The sequence below is a fragment of the Fluviicola taffensis DSM 16823 genome, assembly GCF_000194605.1.
In the GTDB taxonomy this organism is placed as follows: Bacteria; Bacteroidota; Bacteroidia; order Flavobacteriales_D; family Crocinitomicaceae; genus Fluviicola; species Fluviicola taffensis.
Genome location: NC_015321.1, coordinates 4,077,120 through 4,102,521 on the forward strand (window position 1 = coordinate 4,077,120; position 25,402 = coordinate 4,102,521).

Annotated in this window: 26 protein-coding genes; 19 read left to right on the forward strand and 7 right to left on the reverse strand. The window is 35.9% G+C overall.

Annotated features, from left to right (window positions below; translation table 11 throughout):
- Nucleotides 1-10: 10 nt before the first annotated feature.
- Nucleotides 11-1,057: an acyl-CoA reductase gene (locus FLUTA_RS17825; RefSeq protein ID WP_013688304.1), complete on the reverse strand. Its 1,047-nt coding sequence runs from the start codon at nucleotides 1,055-1,057 to the stop codon at nucleotides 11-13.
- 101 nt (nucleotides 1,058-1,158) lie between these two features.
- Between FLUTA_RS17825 and FLUTA_RS17830 the strand changes: the two genes are divergently transcribed.
- From FLUTA_RS17830 to FLUTA_RS17870, 9 genes are all read left to right on the forward strand, one after another.
- Nucleotides 1,159-1,509, forward strand: a complete 351-nt coding sequence (locus tag FLUTA_RS17830; RefSeq protein ID WP_013688305.1) for a 4Fe-4S dicluster domain-containing protein — start codon at nucleotides 1,159-1,161, stop codon at nucleotides 1,507-1,509.
- Nucleotides 1,510-1,562: 53 nt separating this feature from the next.
- The gene (locus FLUTA_RS17835; RefSeq protein WP_013688306.1) at nucleotides 1,563-2,681 is read left to right on the forward strand and encodes a hypothetical protein; all 1,119 of its coding nucleotides are present in this window, start codon (nucleotides 1,563-1,565) and stop codon (nucleotides 2,679-2,681) included.
- Between the two features lie 72 nt (nucleotides 2,682-2,753).
- Nucleotides 2,754-3,065: a DUF3276 family protein gene (locus tag FLUTA_RS17840; protein ID WP_013688307.1), complete on the forward strand. Its 312-nt coding sequence runs from the start codon at nucleotides 2,754-2,756 to the stop codon at nucleotides 3,063-3,065.
- 108 nt (nucleotides 3,066-3,173) lie between these two features.
- Nucleotides 3,174-3,986, forward strand: a complete 813-nt coding sequence (locus tag FLUTA_RS17845; protein WP_013688308.1) for a ParA family protein — start codon at nucleotides 3,174-3,176, stop codon at nucleotides 3,984-3,986.
- The gene (locus FLUTA_RS17850) at nucleotides 3,976-4,887 is read left to right on the forward strand and encodes a ParB/RepB/Spo0J family partition protein (RefSeq protein ID WP_013688309.1); all 912 of its coding nucleotides are present in this window, start codon (nucleotides 3,976-3,978) and stop codon (nucleotides 4,885-4,887) included. Before FLUTA_RS17845 ends, FLUTA_RS17850 begins: the two co-directional genes overlap by 11 nt.
- Nucleotides 4,887-5,438 (forward strand): DUF5683 domain-containing protein, encoded by a 552-nt coding sequence (locus tag FLUTA_RS17855; protein ID WP_013688310.1) that lies wholly within the window; start codon nucleotides 4,887-4,889, stop codon nucleotides 5,436-5,438. The genes FLUTA_RS17850 and FLUTA_RS17855 overlap by 1 nt, the downstream gene beginning before the upstream one ends.
- 40 nt (nucleotides 5,439-5,478) lie before the next feature.
- Nucleotides 5,479-6,201, forward strand: coding sequence for a 4-hydroxy-tetrahydrodipicolinate reductase (gene dapB / locus FLUTA_RS17860; protein WP_013688311.1), 723 nt, complete (start codon nucleotides 5,479-5,481; stop codon nucleotides 6,199-6,201).
- Between the two features lie 5 nt (nucleotides 6,202-6,206).
- Entirely contained in the window at nucleotides 6,207-8,129 is a 1,923-nt protein-coding gene (locus FLUTA_RS17865; RefSeq protein WP_013688312.1) for a S26 family signal peptidase, read from the forward strand.
- Nucleotides 8,129-8,719, forward strand: a complete 591-nt coding sequence (locus tag FLUTA_RS17870) for a WbqC family protein (protein WP_013688313.1) — start codon at nucleotides 8,129-8,131, stop codon at nucleotides 8,717-8,719. The genes FLUTA_RS17865 and FLUTA_RS17870 overlap by 1 nt, the downstream gene beginning before the upstream one ends.
- Before the next feature lie 190 nt (nucleotides 8,720-8,909).
- On the opposite strand, the gene FLUTA_RS17875 is transcribed toward FLUTA_RS17870, so the two are convergent.
- Together FLUTA_RS17875 and FLUTA_RS17880 are read right to left on the reverse strand one after the other, a co-directional pair.
- Nucleotides 8,910-10,292, reverse strand: coding sequence for a hypothetical protein (locus FLUTA_RS17875; protein WP_013688314.1), 1,383 nt, complete (start codon nucleotides 10,290-10,292; stop codon nucleotides 8,910-8,912).
- A 104-nt stretch (nucleotides 10,293-10,396) separates the two neighbouring features.
- Nucleotides 10,397-11,464 carry a branched-chain amino acid aminotransferase gene (locus FLUTA_RS17880; RefSeq protein ID WP_043023922.1) on the reverse strand — a complete coding sequence of 356 codons (1,068 nt, stop codon included), beginning with the start codon at nucleotides 11,462-11,464 and terminating at the stop codon, nucleotides 10,397-10,399.
- Between the two features lie 178 nt (nucleotides 11,465-11,642).
- Here FLUTA_RS17880 and FLUTA_RS17885 point away from each other — a divergent pair, with 178 nt between their 5' ends.
- Nucleotides 11,643-12,728 carry a hypothetical protein gene (locus FLUTA_RS17885; protein ID WP_013688316.1) on the forward strand — a complete coding sequence of 362 codons (1,086 nt, stop codon included), beginning with the start codon at nucleotides 11,643-11,645 and terminating at the stop codon, nucleotides 12,726-12,728.
- A gap of 94 nt (nucleotides 12,729-12,822) precedes the next feature.
- Entirely contained in the window at nucleotides 12,823-14,715 is a 1,893-nt protein-coding gene (locus FLUTA_RS17890; RefSeq protein WP_013688317.1) for a RecQ family ATP-dependent DNA helicase, read from the forward strand.
- Here FLUTA_RS17890 and FLUTA_RS17895 read toward each other — a convergent pair.
- From FLUTA_RS17895 to FLUTA_RS17910, 4 genes are all read right to left on the reverse strand, one after another.
- Nucleotides 14,684-15,505, reverse strand: a complete 822-nt coding sequence (locus tag FLUTA_RS17895) for an XRE family transcriptional regulator (protein ID WP_013688318.1) — start codon at nucleotides 15,503-15,505, stop codon at nucleotides 14,684-14,686. The genes FLUTA_RS17890 and FLUTA_RS17895 overlap by 32 nt on opposite strands.
- A gap of 93 nt (nucleotides 15,506-15,598) precedes the next feature.
- Nucleotides 15,599-16,534 carry a YihY/virulence factor BrkB family protein gene (locus tag FLUTA_RS17900; protein WP_013688319.1) on the reverse strand — a complete coding sequence of 312 codons (936 nt, stop codon included), beginning with the start codon at nucleotides 16,532-16,534 and terminating at the stop codon, nucleotides 15,599-15,601.
- The gene (locus FLUTA_RS17905) at nucleotides 16,503-17,441 is read right to left on the reverse strand and encodes an ABC transporter ATP-binding protein (protein WP_013688320.1); all 939 of its coding nucleotides are present in this window, start codon (nucleotides 17,439-17,441) and stop codon (nucleotides 16,503-16,505) included. The genes FLUTA_RS17900 and FLUTA_RS17905 overlap by 32 nt, the downstream gene beginning before the upstream one ends.
- Nucleotides 17,441-17,857: a hypothetical protein gene (locus tag FLUTA_RS17910; RefSeq protein ID WP_013688321.1), complete on the reverse strand. Its 417-nt coding sequence runs from the start codon at nucleotides 17,855-17,857 to the stop codon at nucleotides 17,441-17,443. The genes FLUTA_RS17905 and FLUTA_RS17910 overlap by 1 nt, the downstream gene beginning before the upstream one ends.
- A 231-nt stretch (nucleotides 17,858-18,088) precedes the next feature.
- Here FLUTA_RS17910 and FLUTA_RS17915 point away from each other — a divergent pair, with 231 nt between their 5' ends.
- The 8 genes from FLUTA_RS17915 to FLUTA_RS17950 all read left to right on the forward strand — a co-directional run bounded on the left by FLUTA_RS17915 (nucleotide 18,089) and on the right by FLUTA_RS17950 (nucleotide 25,266).
- Nucleotides 18,089-19,258 carry a class I SAM-dependent rRNA methyltransferase gene (locus FLUTA_RS17915; RefSeq protein ID WP_013688322.1) on the forward strand — a complete coding sequence of 390 codons (1,170 nt, stop codon included), beginning with the start codon at nucleotides 18,089-18,091 and terminating at the stop codon, nucleotides 19,256-19,258.
- A complete protein-coding gene (locus FLUTA_RS17920) occupies nucleotides 19,258-20,604 on the forward strand; it encodes an MATE family efflux transporter (RefSeq protein ID WP_013688323.1) in 1,347 nt (448 codons plus the stop codon). Before FLUTA_RS17915 ends, FLUTA_RS17920 begins: the two co-directional genes overlap by 1 nt.
- A 99-nt stretch (nucleotides 20,605-20,703) precedes the next feature.
- On the forward strand, nucleotides 20,704-21,663 hold the full coding sequence (gene fmt, locus FLUTA_RS17925; protein ID WP_013688324.1) for a methionyl-tRNA formyltransferase: 960 nt from the start codon (nucleotides 20,704-20,706) through the stop codon (nucleotides 21,661-21,663).
- Nucleotides 21,664-21,813: 150 nt separating this feature from the next.
- On the forward strand, nucleotides 21,814-22,116 hold the full coding sequence (locus FLUTA_RS17930) for an HU family DNA-binding protein (protein ID WP_280985168.1): 303 nt from the start codon (nucleotides 21,814-21,816) through the stop codon (nucleotides 22,114-22,116).
- Between the two features lie 343 nt (nucleotides 22,117-22,459).
- The gene (locus tag FLUTA_RS17935) at nucleotides 22,460-22,828 is read left to right on the forward strand and encodes a T9SS type A sorting domain-containing protein (RefSeq protein WP_013688326.1); all 369 of its coding nucleotides are present in this window, start codon (nucleotides 22,460-22,462) and stop codon (nucleotides 22,826-22,828) included.
- Nucleotides 22,825-24,072, forward strand: a complete 1,248-nt coding sequence (locus FLUTA_RS17940) for a T9SS type A sorting domain-containing protein (RefSeq protein ID WP_013688327.1) — start codon at nucleotides 22,825-22,827, stop codon at nucleotides 24,070-24,072. The genes FLUTA_RS17935 and FLUTA_RS17940 overlap by 4 nt, the downstream gene beginning before the upstream one ends.
- Nucleotides 24,073-24,188: 116 nt before the next feature.
- Nucleotides 24,189-24,866 (forward strand): TrmH family RNA methyltransferase, encoded by a 678-nt coding sequence (locus FLUTA_RS17945; protein WP_013688328.1) that lies wholly within the window; start codon nucleotides 24,189-24,191, stop codon nucleotides 24,864-24,866.
- Between the two features lie 148 nt (nucleotides 24,867-25,014).
- Nucleotides 25,015-25,266: a 30S ribosomal protein THX gene (locus tag FLUTA_RS17950; protein ID WP_013688329.1), complete on the forward strand. Its 252-nt coding sequence runs from the start codon at nucleotides 25,015-25,017 to the stop codon at nucleotides 25,264-25,266.
- Nucleotides 25,267-25,402: the final 136 nt, after the last annotated feature.

Consider the following 25,402-nt stretch of genomic DNA (forward strand, 5'->3'; position numbering starts at 1 on the left):
TGAACTCTGATTAACTCAGCGAATTCAACCAACTACAGGTATCCACTCCGTCAGCAAAATCGGAAATATCTGGAGCTTGTGCTTTACCAAAAGGAATAAACCCGTGACCAACAATTGCTTGTAATTCGTCTTTCATTCCTTCAATTTTTGCTAATATCTCTTCCTGATTTGTATAAAATTCATAATAAATGACAGAAAGCGGAGCATGGATCCCTTCATCTTCCTTCAACATAAAAACGTTGTTATCTAAAAATGGAATTTGATTCATTAGAAAAATCGTGCGATTGTAATCGTAGTTGTTACCGTATTTGTGATGATTAATCAAATGTTGCTGATCGAGAAAATTTTCAAAAATGCGATTCAAATTAAATCCTGTAGGAAGGTATAATTTGGACGCATTTCGGCATCCCATTCCAAAAAAATCAAAACAATCAGAACTTAACGCTTTTAACTCATCGTCTGTTTCTGTGCCGTCCAACAAAGCAATCGATGTTCTGTTTTTTCGAAACAAATGTGGGATATGTCCAAAGTAGGTTTCAAATTGAGCAATACTATTGTTGCTTCCAGTTGCAATTACTGCATCGTAATTTTTAATTGGCCCTATTGAAACTTGAATATATTCTTTCAACTCAGGATTCCACTGAATTAACCATTGGATTATTCTTAGAGGAACCCTAGAATCTGAACTGCTTAACTTACAAAGCGCTTTATTTCCAGTAAGTAGTGTGCAAAGCAAATCATGAAACCCAACAAAAGGAATATTCCCTGCCATTATTAGTGCTACCAATTTAGGTTTACTTGTAAACTGATAATTTTCAGAAAATGTCGTAAGTGATTCATTATCCAATAAATGAACAATTCCACCTAAAGCTTTTAAGCAGTTTTCTTTCGTAAACCACGGATTTAATTGAAACTCTTTATTGATCATCTTTTTGAAGCTCAAAAACTCTTCTTCTGTTAATCCACAAGTGTAACCAGGCCATTCATCGTTTGCTATTACAGCATTTAATGATTTTCTAAGTTGACCAAAAACTTCTATGATTGCTTTTCTTTCCACGGTACAAAATTAATTCCTCTGAGAGAAATTCGTTATTTTTTTCAACTATTTCAATGGATAAATCTTAGACCTGCGTATATTTGCACAAAAAAGAGTCAATTATGGCAATCATGATAACAGACGAATGCATCAACTGTGGTGCATGCGAACCGGAATGTCCAAACAATGCAATCTACGAAGGTGGAGCTGAGTGGACGTATGCGGATGGCACGTCATTGAAAGGATTGATTACAACTTTAAGTGGCGATGATGTTCAGGCAGATGATAATTTCGAGCCAAAAGACATGGACGTTTATTACATAGTTACAGATAAATGTACAGAATGTGTTGGTTTTCATGATGAGCCTCAATGCGCAGCTGTTTGCCCCGTTGATTGTTGTGTAGATGATCCAGAATATCGTGAAAGTGATGATGAATTACTTGCGAAAAAGGATTTCATGCATCTAAATTAATTTGGATTTTAGTCCAAATTGTAACACATTTACTTTTTAAGCGTTCTAGTGTTATGAAGTTTTCAATTCTTTTTTTCGTTTCATTCTTCAGCATCCAAAGCTTTGGTCAATTTGATGTAACAGCTAGAGAACAAGAATTATGTGTTCTTTTGGATTCCGTGCGTGCTTCAAAAACCAATGATCAAAAAGAATTCTGGAACGTTCAATTCAAAGCACTATTAGATAATACTCTGCACGAACCAACAGTATTTGATCTTTCGTTTCCAAAATTGCGAACACTTGGGGTGATTGATAGCCCCGACAACATGGTTCGAATTATAAATTGGAATGTGGAACAAGAGGATGCTAGTCAAAAGTACTATGCGTATGTCATTCACAGAGAATCAAAAACGGGCAAAACCAAAATTTTCGAATTGATTGATAACTCCATGATGCTTCCTGGAAAACCGGAAGAAACATTAGCTTCGAATATGTGGTACGGAGCACTTTATTACCAGATTATTCCTGTTGAAAAGGGAAATAAACTCTACTACACCGTTCTTGGGTGGGATGGTGGAACAAGAATGAGTAACACCAAATTAATTGATGTACTTTATTTCACTGGAAGTACTCTTAAATTAGGCTATCCCCTATTCAAAATCGGTGAGAACACTGTCAAAAGAGTCTTTTTCGAACATTCTGAACGCTCAGTTATGTCTTTAAAATACGAGCCTGAATACAAACGAATCATTTTCGATCATTTATCTCCTGAAACACCAACTATGGAAGGTTTTCATGAGTTTTATGTTCCTGATATGTCTTACGATGCATTGGTTTTAGAAAATAATCGGTGGCTTTTGGTTGAAGATGTAATTGGCATAAACAAAAAGCAACACATTGTTTCCTTGAGTCAAATCAATGAAAAAAGTGGAGAAGTCTCTAGCTCATCGATTGATAGTAAATGGGAAGATCCAACTGGAACAGGTTCTTCTGGTTCGAGCGATGAAGTTCATGTTGCGGTGTTGCCTGATGCAAATTCAACAAACACAACCAATAAGAACCAAAAAACGGTCAAAAAGGATGAAAACAATCCGTTGAATATTAGCACCTACAAACAAGATAAAAAACGTAAAAAGGAAAAACGATCTAGTTTAACGGGTGACTTATCTAAAACAAAGAAAAGTAAGAAGTAACTTTTTATTTAAAAACCTTGTATTTGTTCAAATAAAAATTCATATTTGTTTTGCTGCAACCTCAGATATATTATGCAAAACGAACCGGATTACGATTCTCAAAGAGAAGTCTATACAAAATTGGTAAAGGCTGGAAAACGCACCTACTTCTTTGATATTAAAACAACTAAAGGTCAGGACCACTTCATTACCATCACAGAAAGCAAGAAAGTAAACCTGAATGGAAAAGAGGTTTTTCAGAAGCATAAAATTTTTCTATACAAAGAAGATTTTGAGAAATTTTCAGAATCAATTCTAGAAGTCATTGAAAAAGCAAATGAGCTGAATATGAGTGAAAATTCAAATACTTCAGTTGCTTCAGATATTCAATTCGAAGATTTATAAGAACTTTTAATATTCTTTCAACATCATTATCGTTGATAAAATAGAAGAAATAAATCTGCTTAGGTCATTTCATTAACGTATCTTTATACTCAAATTTACAGTGCTCTTATGGGTAAAATAATCGCAATAGCGAATCAAAAAGGTGGTGTTGGTAAAACAACTACGGCTATTAATTTAGGCGGGTGTTTTGGTGTTTTGGAGTACAAAACATTATTGGTTGATGCGGATCCACAAGCAAATGCTACATCTGGTGTTGGATTAGATCCGAAAAACTCTCGTAACATCTACGATTGTTTGATCAATGATGTACATCCATCTGAGTTAATTATTCCAACAAACAATCCAAATTTGGATATCATTCCTTCTCACATCGATTTAGTTGGTGCAGAATTGGAAATGATCAATATGCCAAATAGAGAGCACATGCTCAAAAAGGCTTTGGATAAAATCAAAGATCAATACGACTTTATCATTATCGATTGTTCACCTTCATTGGGGTTAATTACCGTAAATGCATTAGCAGCTGCGGATTCTGTAATGGTTCCAGTTCAATGTGAATATTTTGCATTGGAAGGTCTGGGTAAATTATTGAATACCATTAAAATTATTCAAGGAAGATTAAATCCGGAATTAGAAATAGAAGGGATTGTTTTAACCATGTATGATACTCGTTTGCGCTTAGCGAATCAAGTGGTTGAAGAAGTTAAAACACATTTCCAAGACTTGGTTTTTGATACCGTAATTCACAGAAACACCAAATTGGGAGAAGCTCCTAGTTTTGGAGAAACGATTGTATTACATGATGCTACGAGTAAAGGAGCTATCAATTATTTGAATTTCGCTCGAGAAATTCTACAAAGAAACGATTTGACAAAAATCGGTAATAATGACAAACAATTTCAAGTAGGAAATGACATCTAATCCGAAAAAACGTTCCGCTTTAGGTAAAGGTTTAGGGGCTTTATTAGAAAGCTCATCTGCAGATATTACAACAACTGTTAGCGCCCCAAGTTCTGGTGGAGTGGCATTGATTTCAATTGAATCTATTGAGGCAAATCCATTCAATCCGCGTACAAACTTTGAGAAAGACGCACTCAACGAGTTGAAAGAATCTATTTCAATCCATGGAATCATTCAACCGCTTACAGTACGTAAACTCGGAAAGGATAAATACCAATTAATCTCTGGAGAACGTCGTTTCAGAGCTTCTCAATTAGCTGGATTGGAAGAAGTTCCTGCATATATCCGTGTAGCGAATGATCAATCCATGTTGGAAATGGCTTTGGTTGAAAACATTCAACGTGAAGACTTGAATGCAGTAGAGGTTGCACTCTCCTATCAACGGTTGATTGATGAAATTGGACTTACTCAAGATCAATTGTCTCAAAAAATATCTAAAAGTCGAACAAGTATTACGAATCATTTGCGTTTGCTAAAGCTTCCAGCTGAAATTCAATTGGGAGTTAGAGATAGTTTGATTTCCATGGGGCATGCAAGAGCATTGGTTTCTGCGGGTGATGAAAACAGACAACTTGATTTATACAGACAAATCATTGATTTTCAATTATCTGTTCGTGAAATCGAGGAATTAATTCGCACAAATACGTCACGAACTTCTGAAGAAACACCCTCAAGCCCGAAAACTGCTTCAACGCCCGAGCTTTCGAGTATTCAAGAGGTTTTTAAAAATCATTTAAGTGATCGTATTTCATCAAAAGTGGAAATCAAGAAAACACATTCTGGAAGTGGGAAAATCACAATCAATTTCTCTTCAGAAGTAGATTTAAATCGCATCATCGAGTTATTGAATAAATCGAAATAATGCTCAAATTCATTGGTGTTATATCCTTGGTTTGGTTTTCTTTTCAAGTAAATGCACAAGACTCATTAGCAACTTCAGCTGATACAGTTAAAAAACACCCGTGGAAAAGAGCGTGTCTTTTTTCAGCTATACTTCCAGGTGCTGGACAAGTTTACAATCACATTGCAATGCCCAAAGGAAAAAAGAAAGCCTATTGGAAAGTTCCATTGATTTATGCTGGATTAGGAGCAACTACTTATTTTGCATTGAAGAATAACAGCATGAAAAACCAATACCGTAATGAATATGAATCTCGGAAAATTGGAAATTCCCCAGCAAATTTTTTAGAATATGACGACCAAAGTTTGCTAACCTTATTTACAACATCTAGAAATCGACGAGATTTTGCAATTTTAGGAATTGGATTAGTTTACCTATTAAATATTGTTGACGCTGGCGTTGAAGCTCATTTCACCCGATTTGATATTAGTGAAGATTTAACGCTCTCCATTAATCCAACAGCATACGGAACATCTGCAGTTGGAATTTCATTTCAACTTAATTTTCGTTAAATAATAGGTTCAGAACCTGAAAACAGTATTTTTGCGCTACATGAAAATTGGATTAATCGGATACGGAAAAATGGGAAAAGCAATCGAACGAATTGCTTTGGAACGCGGACATACTATTTCATATAAAATAGATTCTAAAAACACCATTGATCAAGTCCAATTAAACCAAGCAGATGTTGCCATTGAGTTTACTCAACCAAGTTTAGTAATCAATCATATTGAACAGTGTATTTCCCAAGGAACACCTGTTGTAATTGGTACCACAGCTTGGCAAGAGCAATTGGGACATGTGTCAAAACTTGTTGCTGAGAATAACGGAGCCTTGCTTCATGCCTCCAATTTTAGTGTTGGAGTAAATATCCTATTCAATATCAATGAAAAATTAGCTGCTTTAATGTCGACTCATCCCGATTATAAAGCACAAATAGAAGAAATCCATCACATTCAAAAATTAGATGCTCCAAGCGGAACAGCCGTTTCTTTAGCGCAGGGAATTATTGAAAACAATGAAAATTATTCTTCTTGGAAAGCAGAAACGGGTTCTTGGCCAACAGTAAATACTGGTGAACTACCCATTCAAGCAATCAGAGAGCCAGAGGTTCCTGGTACACATACGATTTCTTACACTTCAACAATAGATACTTTAACCCTGAGTCATGAGGCACATTCTAGAGATGGATTTGCTTTGGGCTCTGTCATTGCAGCTGAATTTCTTCTTGGAAAAAAAGGAGTTTTTACTATGCGTGATGTATTAGCATTTTAAGCCTTATGGAATTTTTACACTACAAATATTACTTACTTGTTCTCGTTATTATTCATCCGATACTTTCGCTTTGGTGGAAATCTTTCGAGCGAATGGGAGCAAAATCTTGGCAAGCATTTATACCCGTTTACAATTATTATATTGTCTTTAAATTTGGCTCAGGAAAACCTTGGTGGTCATTGTTAATGTTCGTTCCGGGAATTCACATCATCATGTGGATGGTCGCTAACCTTTCTTATATTCGAAGATTTGGATTCTTTTCTGTGGGAGACACCTTGCAAGGGATTTTCTTTCCATATTTAATTTTGTGGAAAATTGCGAATGCAACGGATGAAACACTTCCAGTTTTAGCACCTACAAATTGGGCTAGTCCGGTAGAAGTTGCTAAAAGAACAAACAGCGATCACGTAACTCTGTTTTTAATATTGCCTGTTATCGGTCACATTGCGGCGTATGTATTGTCATTCCGTTCGAAAAGAATTGGTAAAAAATCTGCCATTAAAGAATGGGGAGATTCCATCATTTTTGCTTTAGTAGCAGCAAGTATTATTCGTACCTATGTGTTTGAGCCGTTTCAAATTCCTACTGGATCGATGGAAAAAACATTATTGGTTGGCGATTTCTTATTTGTGAACAAATTGTCTTACGGGCCAAAGGTTCCTGTAACTCCTTTCTCGTTTCCGTTAGCTCACAATACGATTCCATTTATTAATGTGAAATCGTATTTAGGAATTGAAACTGCTAATTTCTACCGTTTACCTGGTTTTGGAGATATTCAACGAAATGATGTGATGGTTTTCAATTATCCATCGGGAGATACGGCGGTTTATGATCCTCGCGTACCAGATGGTTTGATGGGACACGATTATCATGGGATTTTAATTGAAGAAGCAAAATTGCTTTTTTCAGAAAAATATGCTGGTGAACGAAATATTATATCCACCCGAATTTACGATAGCATTACCCAAGAATTTGCAAAGAATGGTCAAGTTTCAAGTGATCCTGCAGGACTCAAATCATATACTGATTATTTAGCTGTAAAAGGTGTGATCGATTCCAAAGGCGCTGAATTTATACGTGACTTTGAAAAGTGGAAAGCAAAAGCAAGAATCGTTTTGAGCGAACAAAAAATTGCGCATACTGGCGAGGGTATTATTAAGCATTACGGATTGATTTACAGACCAGTAGATAAACGGGAGAACTACATTAAACGATGTGTTGGTTTACCTGGGGATGAATTAGAAATCAAAAAATCAGTACTTTACGTAAATGGAAAAGTGGCGTGGAAGGCTCCTTATCAAAATATTATGTACTATGTTTTGGGAACTAAAATTCCAGGAAGATATTTAGAAGACATTGGACTTTCCGCATCCCCTGAAATCGGAGACTATACAATAGATGATAGCTCTTATGTAACTGTTGCATACTTGACAAGAGAAAAACTAGCTCAGTTGAAAAAACGTTCTCCAAATACTAAATTTGAGGTGAGTTTAACTCCTCAATATTCAGATGATTCGAATTACAAACCAACCAACACTGAATTAATTGAAAATCTGGGAATGTTCCCGAAGGATTTTTACATAAACAATACCGTTTCAGATTTTACCAAATTCCGTATTCCTGCAAAAGGTGCTGTTGTTAAACTATCTGGTAAAAATATTGCTTGGTACCGAAGAATCATTACAGCATACGAAGGTCATAAATTACAGGAAAAGAAAGATGGAATTTACATTGATGGCAAGAAGGTGACTTCGTACAAGTTTGCAATGAATTACTATTGGTTAATGGGAGATAATCGCTATAAATCTGCAGATTCGAGAGTCTGGGGATTTGTTCCTGAAGATCATGTTGTTGGTAAGGCTTCTATTGTTTGGTTCTCTAAAGGTGCAGAAATTCGCTGGGATCGAATTTTTAAAGCCATTCGTTGATGTCTTTTCCAGTTTTTCCCATAGCCTATTTTGGAAGTGTTCGTTATTTTCAAGATTTAGCTCAAGAGAAACAGGTTTGCCTAGAAATTAGTGATCATTTACCGAAACAAACTTTTCGTAATAGAATGATTATTTTGGGTTCTCAAGGTCCGCAAGTGCTAACAATGCCACTTGAAAAACCTGCTGGATCTAAGACTCTAACAAAAGATGTAGTAATCTCCTATCAGCAAAACTGGCCAACGATTCATTGGAGATCTTTGAAAACAAGTTATGCTGCAGCTCCATTTTTCGAGCATTACGCATCCGATATAGAACAATTGCTTTTCAAAAAATTCAAATTCTTAGTTGATTTGAATTTGGAAATAAATGCATTCATCCAGGATGCTTTTCAGTTTTCGGTTGAATCTACCCTTACCGAAACTTACGAAACTTCTTATTCTACAGATTATCGAGAATCGAACTACGAAACCTTAGCAATGATCGGAACATACAATCAAGTGCTTTTCACACAAAAACAATTTGTTCCCGAAGTTTCTATTCTAGATTTGCTATTTTGCGAAGGTCCAATTGGTAGAAAGCTGATTCTTTAAATGCATTCCGTAAATAACTAAATAGCTGTAAATCAACACGTTTTATTTTGTTGTAATTTTTTATCGGTATTTTTTTACATAAAATTATGTCTATCAGATTTCTTATTGTATATTTGAACTGATTTAGGTGGTTAGGTTAGGTTGATTAGTGAATGGAGTTAGGACGCCCGTCTTGACTCCATTTACGCTTTTAAGGCTTTACCACTTCTACCATCGTTCCCTGATTCAATTTTTGCGTCTTATATTGAACGGGTAATCTTTCCCGATACAAGTATTTTTTCTGAGTAGTTTCAAAAGGACGATAAATGTAATAGACACTATTCGACTTAATTTGAATGTTCTCTGGATACTTAAAATGCAATTCAATCGGTTGACTCAATTTTCCAGTTGAAGTATTGAAATGTCTTAATTGAGCTTTTCCTGCCACTTCATAATAGATGTAAATCTCCCCCGTTTCATAATCTTGAATCAAACGTTTTTTCCACCCATTTTCTTTCGGTTGTAGGTGATAGTAAATAGGAACACTATCCAATAAATCTCCTTTATAAGAATACTTGAACAATAAATTCTTGTAATGATCAAACAAAAACACCGAATCGTTTCGAGCAAAAATCGGAGCGTATAGTTGTTTGTAATAGATCGATCCTGTAAAATGATACATTCCTACCCAAATCTCTTTATCAATCCCCGTTTCATTCTCTTTATCCATTGCCCATAATTTAGTTCGTACATCCACATACTTAAACTCAGAGCGGTACAATTCCATCATTAAATCATCTTGAACCTTTGCAATTTTTTTGTATGTTGAATCAACTACGTCGTAGGTGAAATAATCAAACGCAGGGAAATTGGGATTGAAATTGGAAAAATAGAACTTCGTATATGCAGAATCTACAATTGGAGCAATGTAAGCCATGTAATAATCCTTCTCAATTTGAGCGATTTCAATTCTACGTTCTGTTTCAACGATTCCATAGATTTTTTTATCCGTAACTACATGAGGATTTCCCCTATAATCGCGAATCAATTCTTTTGCTTGTTCTGGGAGAGAGATTTCACCCAAAGATTTAAACCCATCATACAAAAGCAATTCAGTGCCTTTCTTTAAGTTTTTAGGATAAGTTAATAGGACTAAATGATCGTTTGGAAGGAATTCAAAATCGGAAACAGAAACTCTGGAAGATTCAAAAATAGTATCTGGTGATCCTGGTGGCTTAATAACCACTTCTTCAATCAATCTTTCTTTGCTGTAATACATCCTTACTTGAATGGTAAGCGTATCTGTGGATTTTCCAGAGAATACTTTTGTAGGAATCTTTTCAATGGAGTTAAACGCGATATGTTCCAATTCAAAGGTCGTTGCTTTACTTGTTGAAACAGTAAAATAACTTACTCCTTTGAGCGAAGTATATACTGAAGTAACGAGTGAATCTCCTTGAAATTGCCGAATAAAAACCCGAGAAATCGGATCGGAATTACTTCTATCCTTCGCTATAATACGAATGGTTGTTGTTTGAGCGAATGCCGTAATCAGATAAAAATGAATACAAATTAGTGTAAGAATTGGTTTCATGGCTCATCGTTTCTTTAGAGATGCATTTGATGTCAAATTTCCATAAAAAAAAATAGTGGGAGCACGATTAATCGCACCCCCACAGTATTCTTTTTGTTTAAAAATTATATTTTAGAAAGCCAACCAAAGGTATCTTCCACTTTACCAGATTTAATATCATCTAAATAAGCGTGAACTTTCAATGAAAAAGTTCTCGTTTCAATTGCTGGAAGAATTAAATCTTCTTCTCTGTATCCAATTTTTGCGATATGTGCAATTGTTGCAGCGGTACCAGCTCCAAAAGCCTCTGTCAATCTACCTTCACGGTGTGCTTGAACAACTTCAGCAACAGAAACCTGACGCTCTTCTACAGGCATTCCCCACATTTTAGCCACTTCAACTACTGAACGTTTTGTAATACCACGCAAAATAGTATCTGTTTCTTCAGAAGGAGTAATTAACACTCCGTCAATCACAAACATCACATTCATTGTACCTGATTCTTCAATGTACTCGTGTGTTTTTCCGTCTGTCCAAACCAACTGATGGTATCCCTTTTGTTGACCTAACCTTGCAGGATACAAAGCAGCAGCATAATTACCAGCTGTTTTTGCTCTTCCTACTCCACCAACAGATGCTCTTGTATAGAATTCTTCAATTTTCACATTCACTGGCTCATTGTAGTAAGCTCCAACAGGGCATGCGAAAATCACGAATCGATACGTGTCAGAAGGTTTGATTCCGATATACTCATCCGTTCCAAACAAAAAAGGTCTCAAATACAACGAGAATCCTTCTTTCGTAGGAATCCAATCACTTTCTATTTCAACGAATTTACGAGTCAATTCAACAAAAACTTTTTCAGGAATTACTGGCATACACATACGTGCACAAGATTCCTCAAAGCGTTTGGCATTCATATCTGGTCGGAAAATTGCGATTTCCCCACCATCCATTCTGTAGGCTTTTAAGCCCTCAAAAATAGATTGCCCATAATGAATAACTGAAGTTGCAGGATGCATGGAAAGAGGTCCAAAAGGCATAATCTCAGGATCTTGCCAAGCTCCGTCTTTGTAATCCATAATTAGCATGTGATCTGAAAAAACTTTACCAAATGGCAAGTTGTCCCAATCAACAGCACTTAATTTTGACTCTTGGGTACGAGTAACTTTAATGGTGTCTTGTAATATCATAACGACTAATAGATACGCGAATATACCTAAATAAGTTGACGATTCCATGAACATTTGGGAAGTAATTCCAATATTTGTACCAACAAGTATTTTTAATGGATTCAAATAAATGCTAAGATATTGTACACTTTTACAGAACAGATTTTTAAGAAACGTAAAGCTTCTAATCATTCTTCTTTTGCTCATTTCTTCGAGAACAATTCATGGGCAAACACATTCATTTAGTGGGACAATTGGGAAATACCCCATCTATTTACAACTTTCATTCAAGGGGGCTCACGTTGATGGGTACTACTTTTACAAGAATAAATTGATTGATATTTCATTAACTGGTACAACTAAAGATGGACTAATTACCATGAATTCTTCCAAAGATTTTGAAGAGGACGAATCAAATAGAGAAATTTTCAAATTCAAATGGCCTAGTAAAACTATTGAAGGGAGTTGGACTAAAAACGGAAAATCCTTAACTCTCAAACTCTATCAATTATCTCCTAAAGAAACAAGTAATCCAAAATGTTTGAACACTCATTTAGTGAATTCATTTGGGAAATTAAGTGAATTAACAAAAGTGAAAATTGGACTTTTCAAATTGAAGGAGATTGATTCAATTCAAGTGATTAACGGAATAAAGATTCGCTACTTTGAAGAGATTCTTACAGGAATTCAACTTTTTAGAATTGATTCAGGAATGACAGAAAGCAAACAAAAAGATGCTAATCTTTTTTTAGAATCGCTACAAATAGCTGAATTTTTAGATGGCTTAGATTGTGCTTCTTACTCAAGTTATGGAATGGATTATGATTACACATTTTATGACATTAATCTTTCAACTGATTTTATTTCCTATGCTGTATTTACAAGTTATTATTGTGGTGGGGCTCATCCCAGTGAAGCTAATTATGGCATCAACTACAATTTGAATTCTAAAAAGAAAATAAAAGTCACTGATTACCTCAATCCAAATCAAGAAGCCGATTTCAATAAGCGTATTTATACATACTTAGCGAAAATTGAACCTTCCTATTTTGATGAAAATAATCAATTGGATGAAATGGGAATGGAATGTCAATATTTCAAAAAAGAACTTTGGACTACTGAATGTGAATTCGTTTTTACAGCTAAAGGGATCAAATTGCTACCAAGCTTTTCACATTACAATGCACCATGTATGGACCCTCAATGGGCTGTCATTCCCTATTCTGAAGTGAAAGATCTAATAAAACCTGAATACTGGAAAGCATTAAATGGATGGAAACCTTAATTTTGTAATCAATGAAAGACCAAAACATCTTTCAGAGTATGACGTAATATTGCGGAATTACGTCACGAGGAAATCATCGCTTTAAGCAAAATATATGTCAAAAAAGAGTCAAGAAATTCTTTCTAAATATTGGGGTTATTCGGAGTTTCGTCCTATGCAGGAAGAAATTATCGAAGCTTCCATCTATGGAAAAGATGTCATTGCTCTCTTACCAACTGGAGGCGGAAAGTCTATTTGCTTTCAGGTTCCAGGAATTGCTCGTGAAGGAATTACCATTGTTGTTTCGCCCCTAATTGCATTGATGGAGGACCAAGTGAATCAATTGCAAAAAAGAGGAATTCGAGCAAAGGCATTAACCAGCGGACTTTCCTTTCGAGAAATTGACATTTTACTAGACAATGCCAAATTTGGAGGGATTGACTTTCTATACATTTCTCCAGAGCGCATTCAAACACGCTTATTTCAGGAACGCGTTAAACAAATGGAAATCGCCTTGTTTGTAGTCGATGAGGCACATTGTATTTCTGAGTGGGGACATGATTTTCGACCTGCTTACATGGAGATTTCAAAACTTCGTGAATATCATCCAGAAGTGCCAATTATTGCCGTTACTGCAACTGCTACACCCAAGGTAAAGGAAGATATTGCGAGTCATTTGAAATTGAAGAATCCAGAAATTTTTGAGGCTTCCTTTGAACGCACCAACGTTAGTTATGAGGTTTATCCTGTTTCCAACAAGTTAGATGCCATTGCAAAATGGATTCTCAAAAACCCCAATGATGTAGGGATTATCTATTGTCAAACTCGCAAAAGCGTGAAAGATGTGATGATTTATTTGCAAGCTCTGAAAATCAAAGCAAATATGTATCATGGTGGAATGAATGGCAAAGAGCGAAGTTTGGCATTAACGAACTGGCTTAGCGAACACACGCCCATCATGGTTGCAACAAACGCATTCGGTATGGGAATTGACAAACCTAATGTCCGATTTGTCTCTCACTACGAAATACCCAATAATCCGGAATCGTATTTTCAAGAAGCAGGTAGAGCTGGTAGAGATGGTAATGAATCTCGTACGTTTGCATTTGTCGAACCTGTAGATTTGAATGAAATTGCAGTTCGAGTGATGGCACAATTCCCAAGTCCTGATAAAATCCGATTGATTTACAGGGCTTTGTGTAATTATTTGAAAGTTGCTATTGGCTCTGGTGAACACGAATCATACATCTTGCTCTTCAAGGATTTCGTGAAAAAGTTTAATTTGAACATGGCAGAAGTTTATCCAGCTTTCAGATTACTGGAAATGAACGGAAGTATTCTCTTTTCTGAACAAGGATTGAAAGGTTCACGGATTAAAATCAGCATTGACAATACACACTTGTACGGTTTTCAATTGAAGAACCCAGTACTCGATCCATTGATAACTTGGATTTCTAGAAATCACAGTGAAGTGTTTGATTCATTCTGTGAAATTGATGAAGAGGAAGCTTGCAAACGCCTAAAGATTTCAAATCAAGAATTGGAAAGGCAATTGAAATATTTGGAAGAACACGGAATCATCGATATTACTTGGCGAACAGACTTACCTATGATTACGTTTCTACACGAAAGACTTCCAGATGATTACATTGAATTGAAACCAGAAGTCTATCATTTTAGAAAAGAACGTGCTTTGGAACGAATGAACGTGATGAAAGCCTACATTGAAGGAAGACATTGCAGACCTCAATTCATCATTGCATATTTTGGACAAACAAGTATTCCTTGTGGCAAATGTGACTATTGCTTGGAACAGCGTTTATTGGAAAAACACCCCCGATTGGAATTGGAACTCATTGAACTTTTGGAGCAAAAACCAATGACTTTAGCAGAAATCGTGAGTCAATTTGACGCATCCTTTGCTACCAAAATAAAATCCATTCTGAAAGAGCTGATCAATCAAGAACGAGTAACTTTCAGTGAGATGTATTTCTCGCTCCCCCAGTAACAGTTCGTTTCAAATCGATGATTTCTCGCTGCAAATCCTGAATACTTCGCGTCAATTGTGAATCATCGATACGCATTTCGGGTAAACTCGGAGAAATGTAATTGACAAATTTCCACATCTCCACAATCTCATTCACATTGACATAGTAAGGTAAATACAAGGGATTCGTTGAGCACAATTCAAAAGACTGTTGAGTCTCAATGAAGTTGTTGACAATTTTAAAAACAATTCCATCATCTTTAGTAACTACAATACAAGGCGTTCCATTGCGAACACTTCCCCAATTTTGAATATACTCAGCAACAACGAAAGAACCTTCATCCACTGGAGGCATAGAATCGCCAACTATTGGGAAAGAGCGGTATTTTCTATTTTTAGATAAAAATGGTAAACTAAACGTTGGTAGAACTTTCAAATAATCAGGATCGGCATAACCCGTTGTGTAGCCTGCTCTCGCCTGCTGAGGAATTAATTCAATCATTTCATTATCATCCGCATCAACTAAAGAAGTTAAAACACGTAAATTATTCCCATTGATATCAGCATACAATCCAGAAGAAATCGTTGTCCAATCGCTATCTGTAAACGTAGAAAAATCCTTGGTCAATAAAGCATCAATCGGTACTCCGTAATAACTGCTAAGTGCAATTAAGGTATCAATACCAGGTTCTGCAATTTGATTCTCATAACCCGAATAACTACTTCGTGTTAATCCTAAATCAGCAGCCACTTCTTCCTGCGACTTTTTCTTGCTTTTTCGAACGAGTTTTAGATTGTTCCCTAATTTCATACTGACCAATTTTTAGTCAAATATATGATTATTTTTTAATCTTTAGGGATTTAAATGAAAATTTTACACTTTCAAAGAGGAACAAAAGTCAATTCATTCCTTCTTCTTTTGATGCATCTTTTGAAGAAATCGATGCACTTCAAACGTAATTGGCCTGCCGATTACCTCGGAATATACTTTTACAAATTTCGCTCCTAGGAAGATGATTTGAGAAGAATAATACATCCAAGCCAAGAAAATCAGTAAAGTTCCTGCAATTCCCATTTGACTTCCAAAAAAGTACTTCGTCAAGTAAAATTTCAACCCAATTTGTCCAACATATAGCAGACAAGAAGTTAGTAATCCCCCCGATAAAGCCAATTTCCAAAGCACTTTTCCGTCATGAAGATATTTATAAACGATTGAAAATAAGATTGTATTAATTCCAATTGCAACCAAATGCTCAATCAAATTCATAATCCACTTTTGCTGTAAATGCAATGATTCATACAACTCGCCACTAATCGACATGAAAATAGTTTCCCCTGTATAAAGGAGTACAATCGATATTCCAAATACAGCCAACATAAAAACAGATCCCAATTTGATGAGAATGGTATACAAAATCTGAGTTTTTCGATCGTCAATTTTAACATGAATATCATAGAACTCATTGATACTCATTCGGAGGGAAGAAATCAAAGCAGAGCTTGAAAACATCAACGCAATGATTCCGACAATATTGAGGATTACGCTGCTTTTTTCGAAATGAACTTCCGATAAAAAGTCGAGAATTCCAGAACTGTCTTTCATTCCAACTTGTTCTTCCAGCAACGTTTTTATGAGCTTCAGAATAGCTTCTTGTCCCATGATTGAGCCAAAACTAATTACCGCCAAATAAATGATTGGAATAATCGCGAAAACTGCATAATAAGCCAATGCAGCCCCATGAAAAAAGGATTTCTCCCCAAAAAACTCTACAAAAGTTGTTTTAAAAAGTTGCAGAACTTCCTTCCAACTAAGCTTTGGTACTTTTCTTTTTGAGTCCAATTCGTTTTATTTTTTTGAGTGACTTATTTGCATATAAAACCAATGTTTCTCCATTGTTTGTGCGGAAAAATGATTTCCAATATGCTCCAAAAAAAACAGCATCCATAAATTCAACTTCGATTCCACCCTTTTCTACTGCTTTATATTCGCAAGGTCGAAATAAAATTTTAGTTTTTCCTTCCTTCACTTCATTTAATTCACCGAAATATGCTCCTTCATTGAAACTTGTTGGATTAAAATAAAATTCGTGAGGTGAATCTACACGTGTTAATTTTCCTTTATCTAGAAAACCAATCTTCGAACACCACTGCATTACCTCTGCCCCTTCATGAGAAACTAAAATACAAAGTGTATTACGGATTTCGATGAGTTGTTTGATGTAGGCGCCAATTTTCAAGCGTAAATGAGCATCAAGATGAGAAAACGGTTCGTCTAAAAGTAATACTTCAGATTCCATAGCCAATGCTCTAGCAATTGCCAATCGTTGTTGTTCGCCACCAGATATAAAACGAGCTTGCTGATCTTCAATATGAGTCAATTCAACCAAATCGAGTAATTCATAGCAAAATTGAAGTCGCGCTTTTTCTGGCAAATGCAGTATTTTCAGGAGTACATTCTCTTTCACTGTATGGAATAAATCCAAACTGAAATTTTGATTCACCAGTTGAATTTCTTCGTGACCAGGAACCAATTTCTGACTGGGACCTTTCACCTGTGTTCCATTCCATGAAACAGAACCTTTCGTTGCATCTAACAAACCTGCAACTATTTTTAAAAAAGTAGATTTACCCCCTCCACTTGAACCAACAATTCCAAATACTTCACCAGGTTTTAACTCCAATGAAATTCCTTTTAATACTTGGTGCTCTTTGCTGTAAGAAAAATAAAGCGTATCGAGTGAAAGCATTAACTTCTCAATTCCTTTGGAAAAGAACTTAAAACGATATACACTCCTGGAATTGGATTTTCAACTACTTCATTATCATTCAAGTAAACTTTCAACTTTTGATGATCGTGATCAATTGTGTATTCATCCAAACATTTCTCCGAGAAAACAATCCGTGTTTCATCTTCTCCATGAAATACAAATTGAATCACATCTTCAATTTCATATTGAAAAGGAACTCCTTCTTCAAATTCACCTGCAAGAATAAACGATTCTTCACGTACAATTTCCAAGACATCTGTTGAATCCGTTAAACGAAACTCATCTTCCCATTCGTAACGAACATTTTCTAGAGAATCTTTTCCTTCATGCTTCTCTTGAGCATATTCTTCCGAAAAAGAGTTGTTTTTTAAAAACACTTGAATTGAATAAGACATTTTTCTTTTTATAAGATAGATTACAAAGATAATTTAAATTGAATTCTAAATGTCGAATTATATACAGATCCGAATTCCGAACAGTGAGCTTATCAAACACAAACAAACTTTTCAATTCGGAATTCGGAATTCATCATTCGTAATTAACCAAATCACCTCCGTACTAACGTTTGTCGTGATCTAGTCTTCAAAAGCTGCGCTTTTTCTTATCTTTGCACAAAATTTCATCTTATGTACGCCAGCGTTCAATTACTTCCACACAAAACCCAATCTATGGAAAGAAAACATCCGTGGATTTTTTCGGGTGCTTTGAAAGAAATGCCCAAAACAGTTGAGGACGGAGAAGTTGTGGTTGTATTTGACTCACGCAACAATGAAATTGCGAAGGGTCATTTTCAACATGGATCTATTGCTGTAAGAATCCTAACCTTTAAAAACGAATTAATCGATCAGGATTTTTTCAATATGCGTATTTCAAATGCTGTTGAGTTGCGAAAAAAGCTACACTTATTCCGAGAAGATAATTCGATTTGCAGATTGGTTCACGGTGAAGGAGATGAAATGCCAGGGTTGGTTATCGATTATTACGGTGGCGTAGCAGTTATTCAATGCCACAGTTTGGGTATGTATTTGCAAATTGATTTAATCAAAAACGCATTAATTCATGCTTTAGGAGATGATTTAATTGCTGTTTACAATAAATCGAAGGAAACACTTCCAGGAAGAATTCCAGTTGAAGACGGGTATTTATTTGGAGCGTGTGACACGCCCCACATCGCCTTAGAAAATGGTGTGAAATATCAACTTGATTGGATTACCGGGCAAAAAACTGGTTTCTTTATTGATCAACGTGAAAACAGAGCCTTATTGGCTAAATATGCGGAAGGAGCGAAAATTTTAAATACGTTTTGTTATTCTGGCGGATTCAGTTTAGCAGCTTTGAAAGAAGGTGCGCGAGAAGTTCATTCCTTGGATAGCTCCAAAAAAGCAATCGAACTAACGGATGCAAATATTGAATTGAACAACTTCAAAAATCACCAATCCATTGTAGCTGATGCGATGAATTTCATTCGTGAAACAGGTGAAGAATACGATATCGTGATTTTAGATCCGCCTGCTTTTGCAAAACACCGCGACAAAAGACATCAAGCTGTTCAAGGATACAAGCGTTTGAATGCGATGGCTATCCAGCACATTCGTCCAGGCGGTTTGTTGATGACTTACAGTTGTTCGCAAGTTGTCGATAAACAATTATTTACCAATACAATTATTGCTGCAGCTATTGAGTCTGGAAGAACTGTAAAGATTCTAGAACAATTGCACCAACCAGCAGATCATCCTATTAACGCGTTTCATCCGGAAGGAGAATACTTAAAAGGATTGCTTTTACAGATTATTTAATGTTAGACATACGTTACAGCAGCATTCTAAAAATGGCATTGCCTATGATGCTGAGCGGATTCATTCAGTCTGTTATTTCCATTACTGATGCCGCTTTTTTAAGTCGATACAGCACACTTGCTTACGATGCTTCAGGAAGCGCGGGACTTTGGTACATCACACTTTACATGGTTTTCATGGGGCTTGGTGATGGTGCTCAAATTGCAATGGCTCAAAAAGTAGGAGAAAAAAACTCGAAAGGATTCGTTGCCGTTTTTCAATCTAACTTTATCATTTTAGTAATTGCTGCCGCATTATTGACGCTACTCGTTCAGCTATGTATGCCAACACTCATGGGATACATGGTTACCAATCACGAATTGGCTCATGCAGAACAATCTTTTCTTGAAATACGCAGCTATTCATTCTGGGCAGCCACCATTACAATTAGTATTCAAGCATCCTACTTAGCCGTAGGAAAAACATCTTTAGTTCTTGTCGCTTCTTTAATTGCCGCAATCTCAAACATTATTTTGGATTATTTCTTGATTTTTGGCATTGGTCCATTTCCAAGATTGGGATTAGAAGGCGCTGCAATTGCATCGACAACAGCCGAGTTTTTAGCGATGTTATTTCTGTTATCTACTTTGATTGGAGGAAGATTAAAGAACGAATATCCTATTTGGAAAGAGCGTTTAATTAGTAAGTTTCAATTGAAAGAAAATTTAAAAATTGGAGTCCCTCTCCTATTCCAAGGAATGGTGGCCCTTTCTATCTGGACAATCTTTTTCATTTGGATTGAACAAATGGGTGGAGACAATTTAACTGTTTCACTGAATATTAGATATGTCTATTTTCTAGCTTTCATACCCATTTGGGGATTTGCAGCAGCTACAAAAACATACATAGCTCAATATTTTGGCGCAAATCAATTGGATAAACTGCAACTAATTCAAGGTCGTATTCAATTACTAACCATTGGTTTCCTTCTCTTAACTTTTCACGGAGCAATTCTTTATCCAGAAGCATTGATTCGCTTAGTATCTGAAAAACCTGAGCACATAGAAGAAAGTGCACAAATTCTTCGAATTGTTAGTGGTTCCATTTTAATCTATGGATTCGGAAGCGTTTATTTTCAAACTATCAGTGGGATTGGACGAACACGCATCACTTTTTTAGTAGAATGTTTATCTACTGCTTTGTACATACTTTCAGCTTACCTTTTCATTAAAGTATGGAAATGGCAGTTACAATGGGTTTGGTTAGTCGAATATGTTTATTTCATCACCATGGGATTGAGCTCATTGATTTATTTGAAATTATCTAATTGGACAAAAGAAGAAAAAGCACAGCTTTTGAAAAAATAATCAAACGTTGCGCCTTCGCTGACCTTGCTCCACCGAAGCTATTACGCAAAGGTGAAGAGCTACTGCGTAAGCGTTAGTACAGATTAAAAAAGAGAAGATATGAGAAATAATTTACGTATTGTTTTTATGGGGACCCCCCATTTTTCAGTTGGAATTTTGGAAGCTATCCAACGTGCCGAACTGAATTTGGTAGGAATCGTGACAGTTGCAGATAAACCAGCAGGAAGAGGTCAACTCATGCACGAAAGTCCGGTAAAACAATTTGGAGTACAACATAACATTCCTGTTCTCCAACCTTTAAAACTGAAGGACGCCGATTTTCAAAAAGAATTGAAAACACTGAATGCGGATGTCTTTGTAGTTGTAGCATTTAGAATGCTTCCTGCTGAAGTTTGGAAAATGCCTGCAAAAGGAACATTCAATCTACACGCTTCACTCCTTCCTGATTATAGAGGAGCAGCGCCAATCAACTGGACAATCATTAATGGCGATTCTGAAACAGGTTTGAGCACCTTCTTTATTGATGAAGAAATTGATACTGGGAATGTGATTCAGCAAATTCACATGCCTATCTCTGAAAACGAGTCTGCTGGTCAATTACACGATCGCATGATATTAGAAGGTGGGCGTTTAGTAGTAGAGAGCTTAAACAATATTGCTACTGACTCCGTGAAACCTATTCCTCAATCAGAATTTACGCATTCATTAAAAAGACCTGCTCCTAAATTATTCAAGGAGAATACAAAAATTGATTGGAAAGCAAATCCAGCAACCATTCATAATTTAGTAAGAGGATTGAATCCATATCCTGCAGCGTGGACCACTTGGAAAAATGCAAAAGGAGAATCAAAGAATATAAAAGTATTTAGCACATTAATAAGCGAAGAACTTGGAGCAGGAACCCTTCAATTTACTTCCACTAAAACACAATTGTTAGTCGATACAACGGGCAAAAAGCTGGAAATTGTCGAATTTCAGGTCGAAGGGAAGAAAAAAATGACCGCAAAAGAGTGGTTGGTGGGGAACAATTCTGCTGATTGGACGATTGAATTCAACTAATTTTTATCGAAGAAATTTACAAATTAGTCGGAAAAGCCCCTAAAAACGGGAGGTTTATCAACAATTACGTTTATTTATCAACAAAATCGGCGCTTTTTAGTGTTTGGCCTTGGTAGAGAAGCATATTCCTATATTTTTGTTGTGTTAATTATTAGAAATCATTCAAAAAAAAACCAAACTATGAACAAAGCAGAATTAATTGATGCGATTGCTTCTGAAGCAGGATTATCTAAAGCTGATGCGAAAAAAGCATTGGATGCATTTGTAGGTGCTACAGCTGGAGCATTGAAAAAAGGAGACCGTATTTCTTTAGTAGGATTCGGTTCTTTCTCAGTATCTAAGCGTGAAGCTAGAACTGGTCGTAACCCGCAAACTGGAAAAGAAATCGCAATCGCAGCTAAAAACGTGGTACGTTTCAAAGCTGGGGCTGAGTTATCTGGAGCAGTTAACTAAGAACGATATTCTTAAAAAAGAAAAATCCTTTCCGTTAGTTCGGAAAGGATTTTTTTTTGAATTGGCCATTTTTTTTATATAACTTGTTAAATCAATCATTCTTATTAGATTCACAACACTTAAAACCAAATTATTCACTTATTATGAACCTCTAACTATTTCAGATACTTTTAAAATAGAACCGAAAGCCGAAATCGTTTCTTTTAATCCATTTGGTAGTATTACATTAAAAGGGTATTATTATCATTTTATTGGTATATATGACCCGCAAATTGGAGTCGGCGGGAGTATAACATCAGAAAATTTTTGGTATCCGATTAATCCATCCATTCAATCACCTAGAATGGCTTTTAGTGTCTATTTAAAAGATTCGTTGGCTCCTTTTTATACTTTTTCTTGTGATTCATTAAATGCATTGGTCGATACTTTACTTAACTTACAATCTCATTATGTAAATCCAAACAATGTGTTTTTGTATCCAAATCCAAGTAATGGGATCCTGAAAATAGGAAGTTCCCTAAAAGAGTTTAATTTGAAATCAATTGAGTTAATTGGAGTGAATGGAATGGCGGTAGGGCAAAAAAACAGTTCAGAAGATATAAAAACTTCGCTTTATGAATTTGATTTTTCTAGCTTAGCAAGCGGTCTTTATACTGTTATCCTTATAAGTAAGGACAATCAACGTTACATTAAAAAATGGTCCAAATTATGAAATCACTTCTAATACTATTTTCGATCTCTTTTGTTATGTCTGTTTACTCTCAATCTTGGCATACCATTACCAAACAACAATTGGGAATTGTTTCTTCAACGATGTTCGGTGGTTATGCACCAACTGGAACTCGTTACTTTAAAATAAATCCATATAATAATTCTATCTGGTTTGCCTTGAACTTTAAAGCATTTCAGTTGACAAACGATGGGCAATTTCACAAATACGACACTTCCAATACCAGCGTACTACAAACAAATTCGAAAGTTTTTGATTTTGCATTCACTCCCAATTACACTTTTGTAATGGATGGAACGTATGGATTACAGCAATTTAACGGGACTACTTGGAATTTGGCGATTCCTTTCAGCAACGGAATAAATCTTGCTTATGACTCTGATTCAATCTGGTGTATTCGCACCAATCAAAATTACATCAAATGGTTTGGTGGTTTTAATAGCCAAGGCAATTACGCTGGCTTTAGGAAGGCTATTTCAAAAAATGGAGCATTTTGGGGAGGAGGAGAGACTTCTGGTGTATCAAGTCTAGACAACAATGATGTTCATCATTTATACTCTCCCGATACTTGTAAATTAATTGACTGGGGTAACTATGATTTTAAATTCTGCCGAAATACAGATTCTATGTATGTAAGTTGTACAGGCGGGTTATCCATTGCAGATGGTTATCATTTCATTGACAGTATTTGTCCTGCAAACAGCACCAATATGCCCTCAGGAATTATCATTGAATTTGAGTTTGATAAAAACGACAATATTTGGGCACTATTTGGTGATTCCTTTTTCAAATCTTCTTCCATTGCCTTTTTAAATACCACAACCAAAGTATGGTCAAATTTTTACAACACCAGTAACTCGCCAATTAAATTCAACACTGTTAGAACCAGCATTGAGATAGATACTACCGGAAACCTATGGGTCATTGATCAGGATAAATTGAATGTATTGGATTTGGGTACTACACCTGTTTGGTTGGGATTGAAAGATTTTACACAAGACAACTCCATTGAAGTAATCCCTAATCCCACAACAGAATACGTTCAAATCAATTTTTCAGAGGCACAAGCCCAGCTTCGAATAATGGATTTACAAGGAAAAGAAATAGAATCTCGCTCCATCCAAAATGAAGAAACTATTTCTGTAGCTCATCTCAAACAAGGAGTTTATTTATTTGAAGTAACCACCCATCAGGGAAAAAACACCAAACGCATTGTTAAAAATTAAAGCTACACGCAATAAGATTAGAATTGTTATCATTTACTAAACAGATGCGACATTCTAACCAATTCGGCATTCGTAATTAGGAATTCGTAATTCGTTTTAATTAGTAGCTTTGCCCCATGAAAAACGAATTGCTTCAAGCATTTTATGAATTAATCCCAGAAGTAAAAGGTCAGATGTTTGACGAAGTTGCTTCGATGCGAACCCGCCATTTAACGGTTCTATTGGAAGAAATTTTCCAAGAACACAATGCAAGTGCAGTTATTCGAAGCTGCGACTGTTTTGGAATTCAAGAATTACACGTCGTTGAAAGTAAGAATAAATACAAAGTACAACGAGATATTGCACGAGGTGCAGGAAGATGGGTCGATTTGTTCAATTACAATGAAGGTCCTACTCCACTTTTAGATGCTGTCAATAAATTAAAATCAAAAGGATACAAAATCGCAGCGCTGACTCCAGATGCAGAACATTCCATTTTCGATTTACCACTGGATCAGCCAGTAGCACTTTCATTTGGAACAGAATGGGAAGGGATTTCAGATGAAATTCGAGAAATTGCCGATTACAAAGTATCCATTCCCATGGTTGGATTTACGGAAAGTTTCAATGTTTCAGTTTCCGTGGCATTAACCTTACAAGCTTTGAGGCAACGATTAATCGAATCAGAGATTGATTGGAAGCTCAACGAGACAGATCAAACAGACGTTAAACTGAAATGGTGCGAACGTTACATGCGCAATGGCGATGTTGTTCGAAGAGAATTGGAAAAAAGACTTGAGAGTTCAAATGGTTGAAAAGTTTAATAGTTCAATAAAACAGTTGATTTCAACCCTTAAACTTTTTGAACATTTTTAAACCTTTTGAACATTTTATACCTTCTAACTCAAAGAGAACGTTATATTTGTATGACTTTTCGAACTAAAAAACAAAAATAAAACTATTATGGGAAAAGGTGATATCAAAACGGCAAAGGGAAAACGCACACGCGGATCCTATGGTAATACCCGTAAAAGAAAATCAACTACAACAACTGTTGTTAAACCAGCAACAGCTAAAAAAGCAACTGCAGAAGCAGGTGAGAAAAAAGTAGCAGCTAAAAAGCCAGCTACAAAAACTGCAACGAAGCCAGCAGCAGAGAAAAAGCCTGCAGCTAAAAAGCCAGCTGCAAAAACGGTGAAAAAAACTGAGGAATAATTCGGATGATTAATCCTTCAACATATTAAAAGCTCTGCCTGTTGGTGGGGCTTTTTTTGTGAAATATTTTTAACTTGAATGAAGGATCAGAATACCGTCAGAATTCTTAAAGGACTTGGTTGTAAGGCGGATTTTT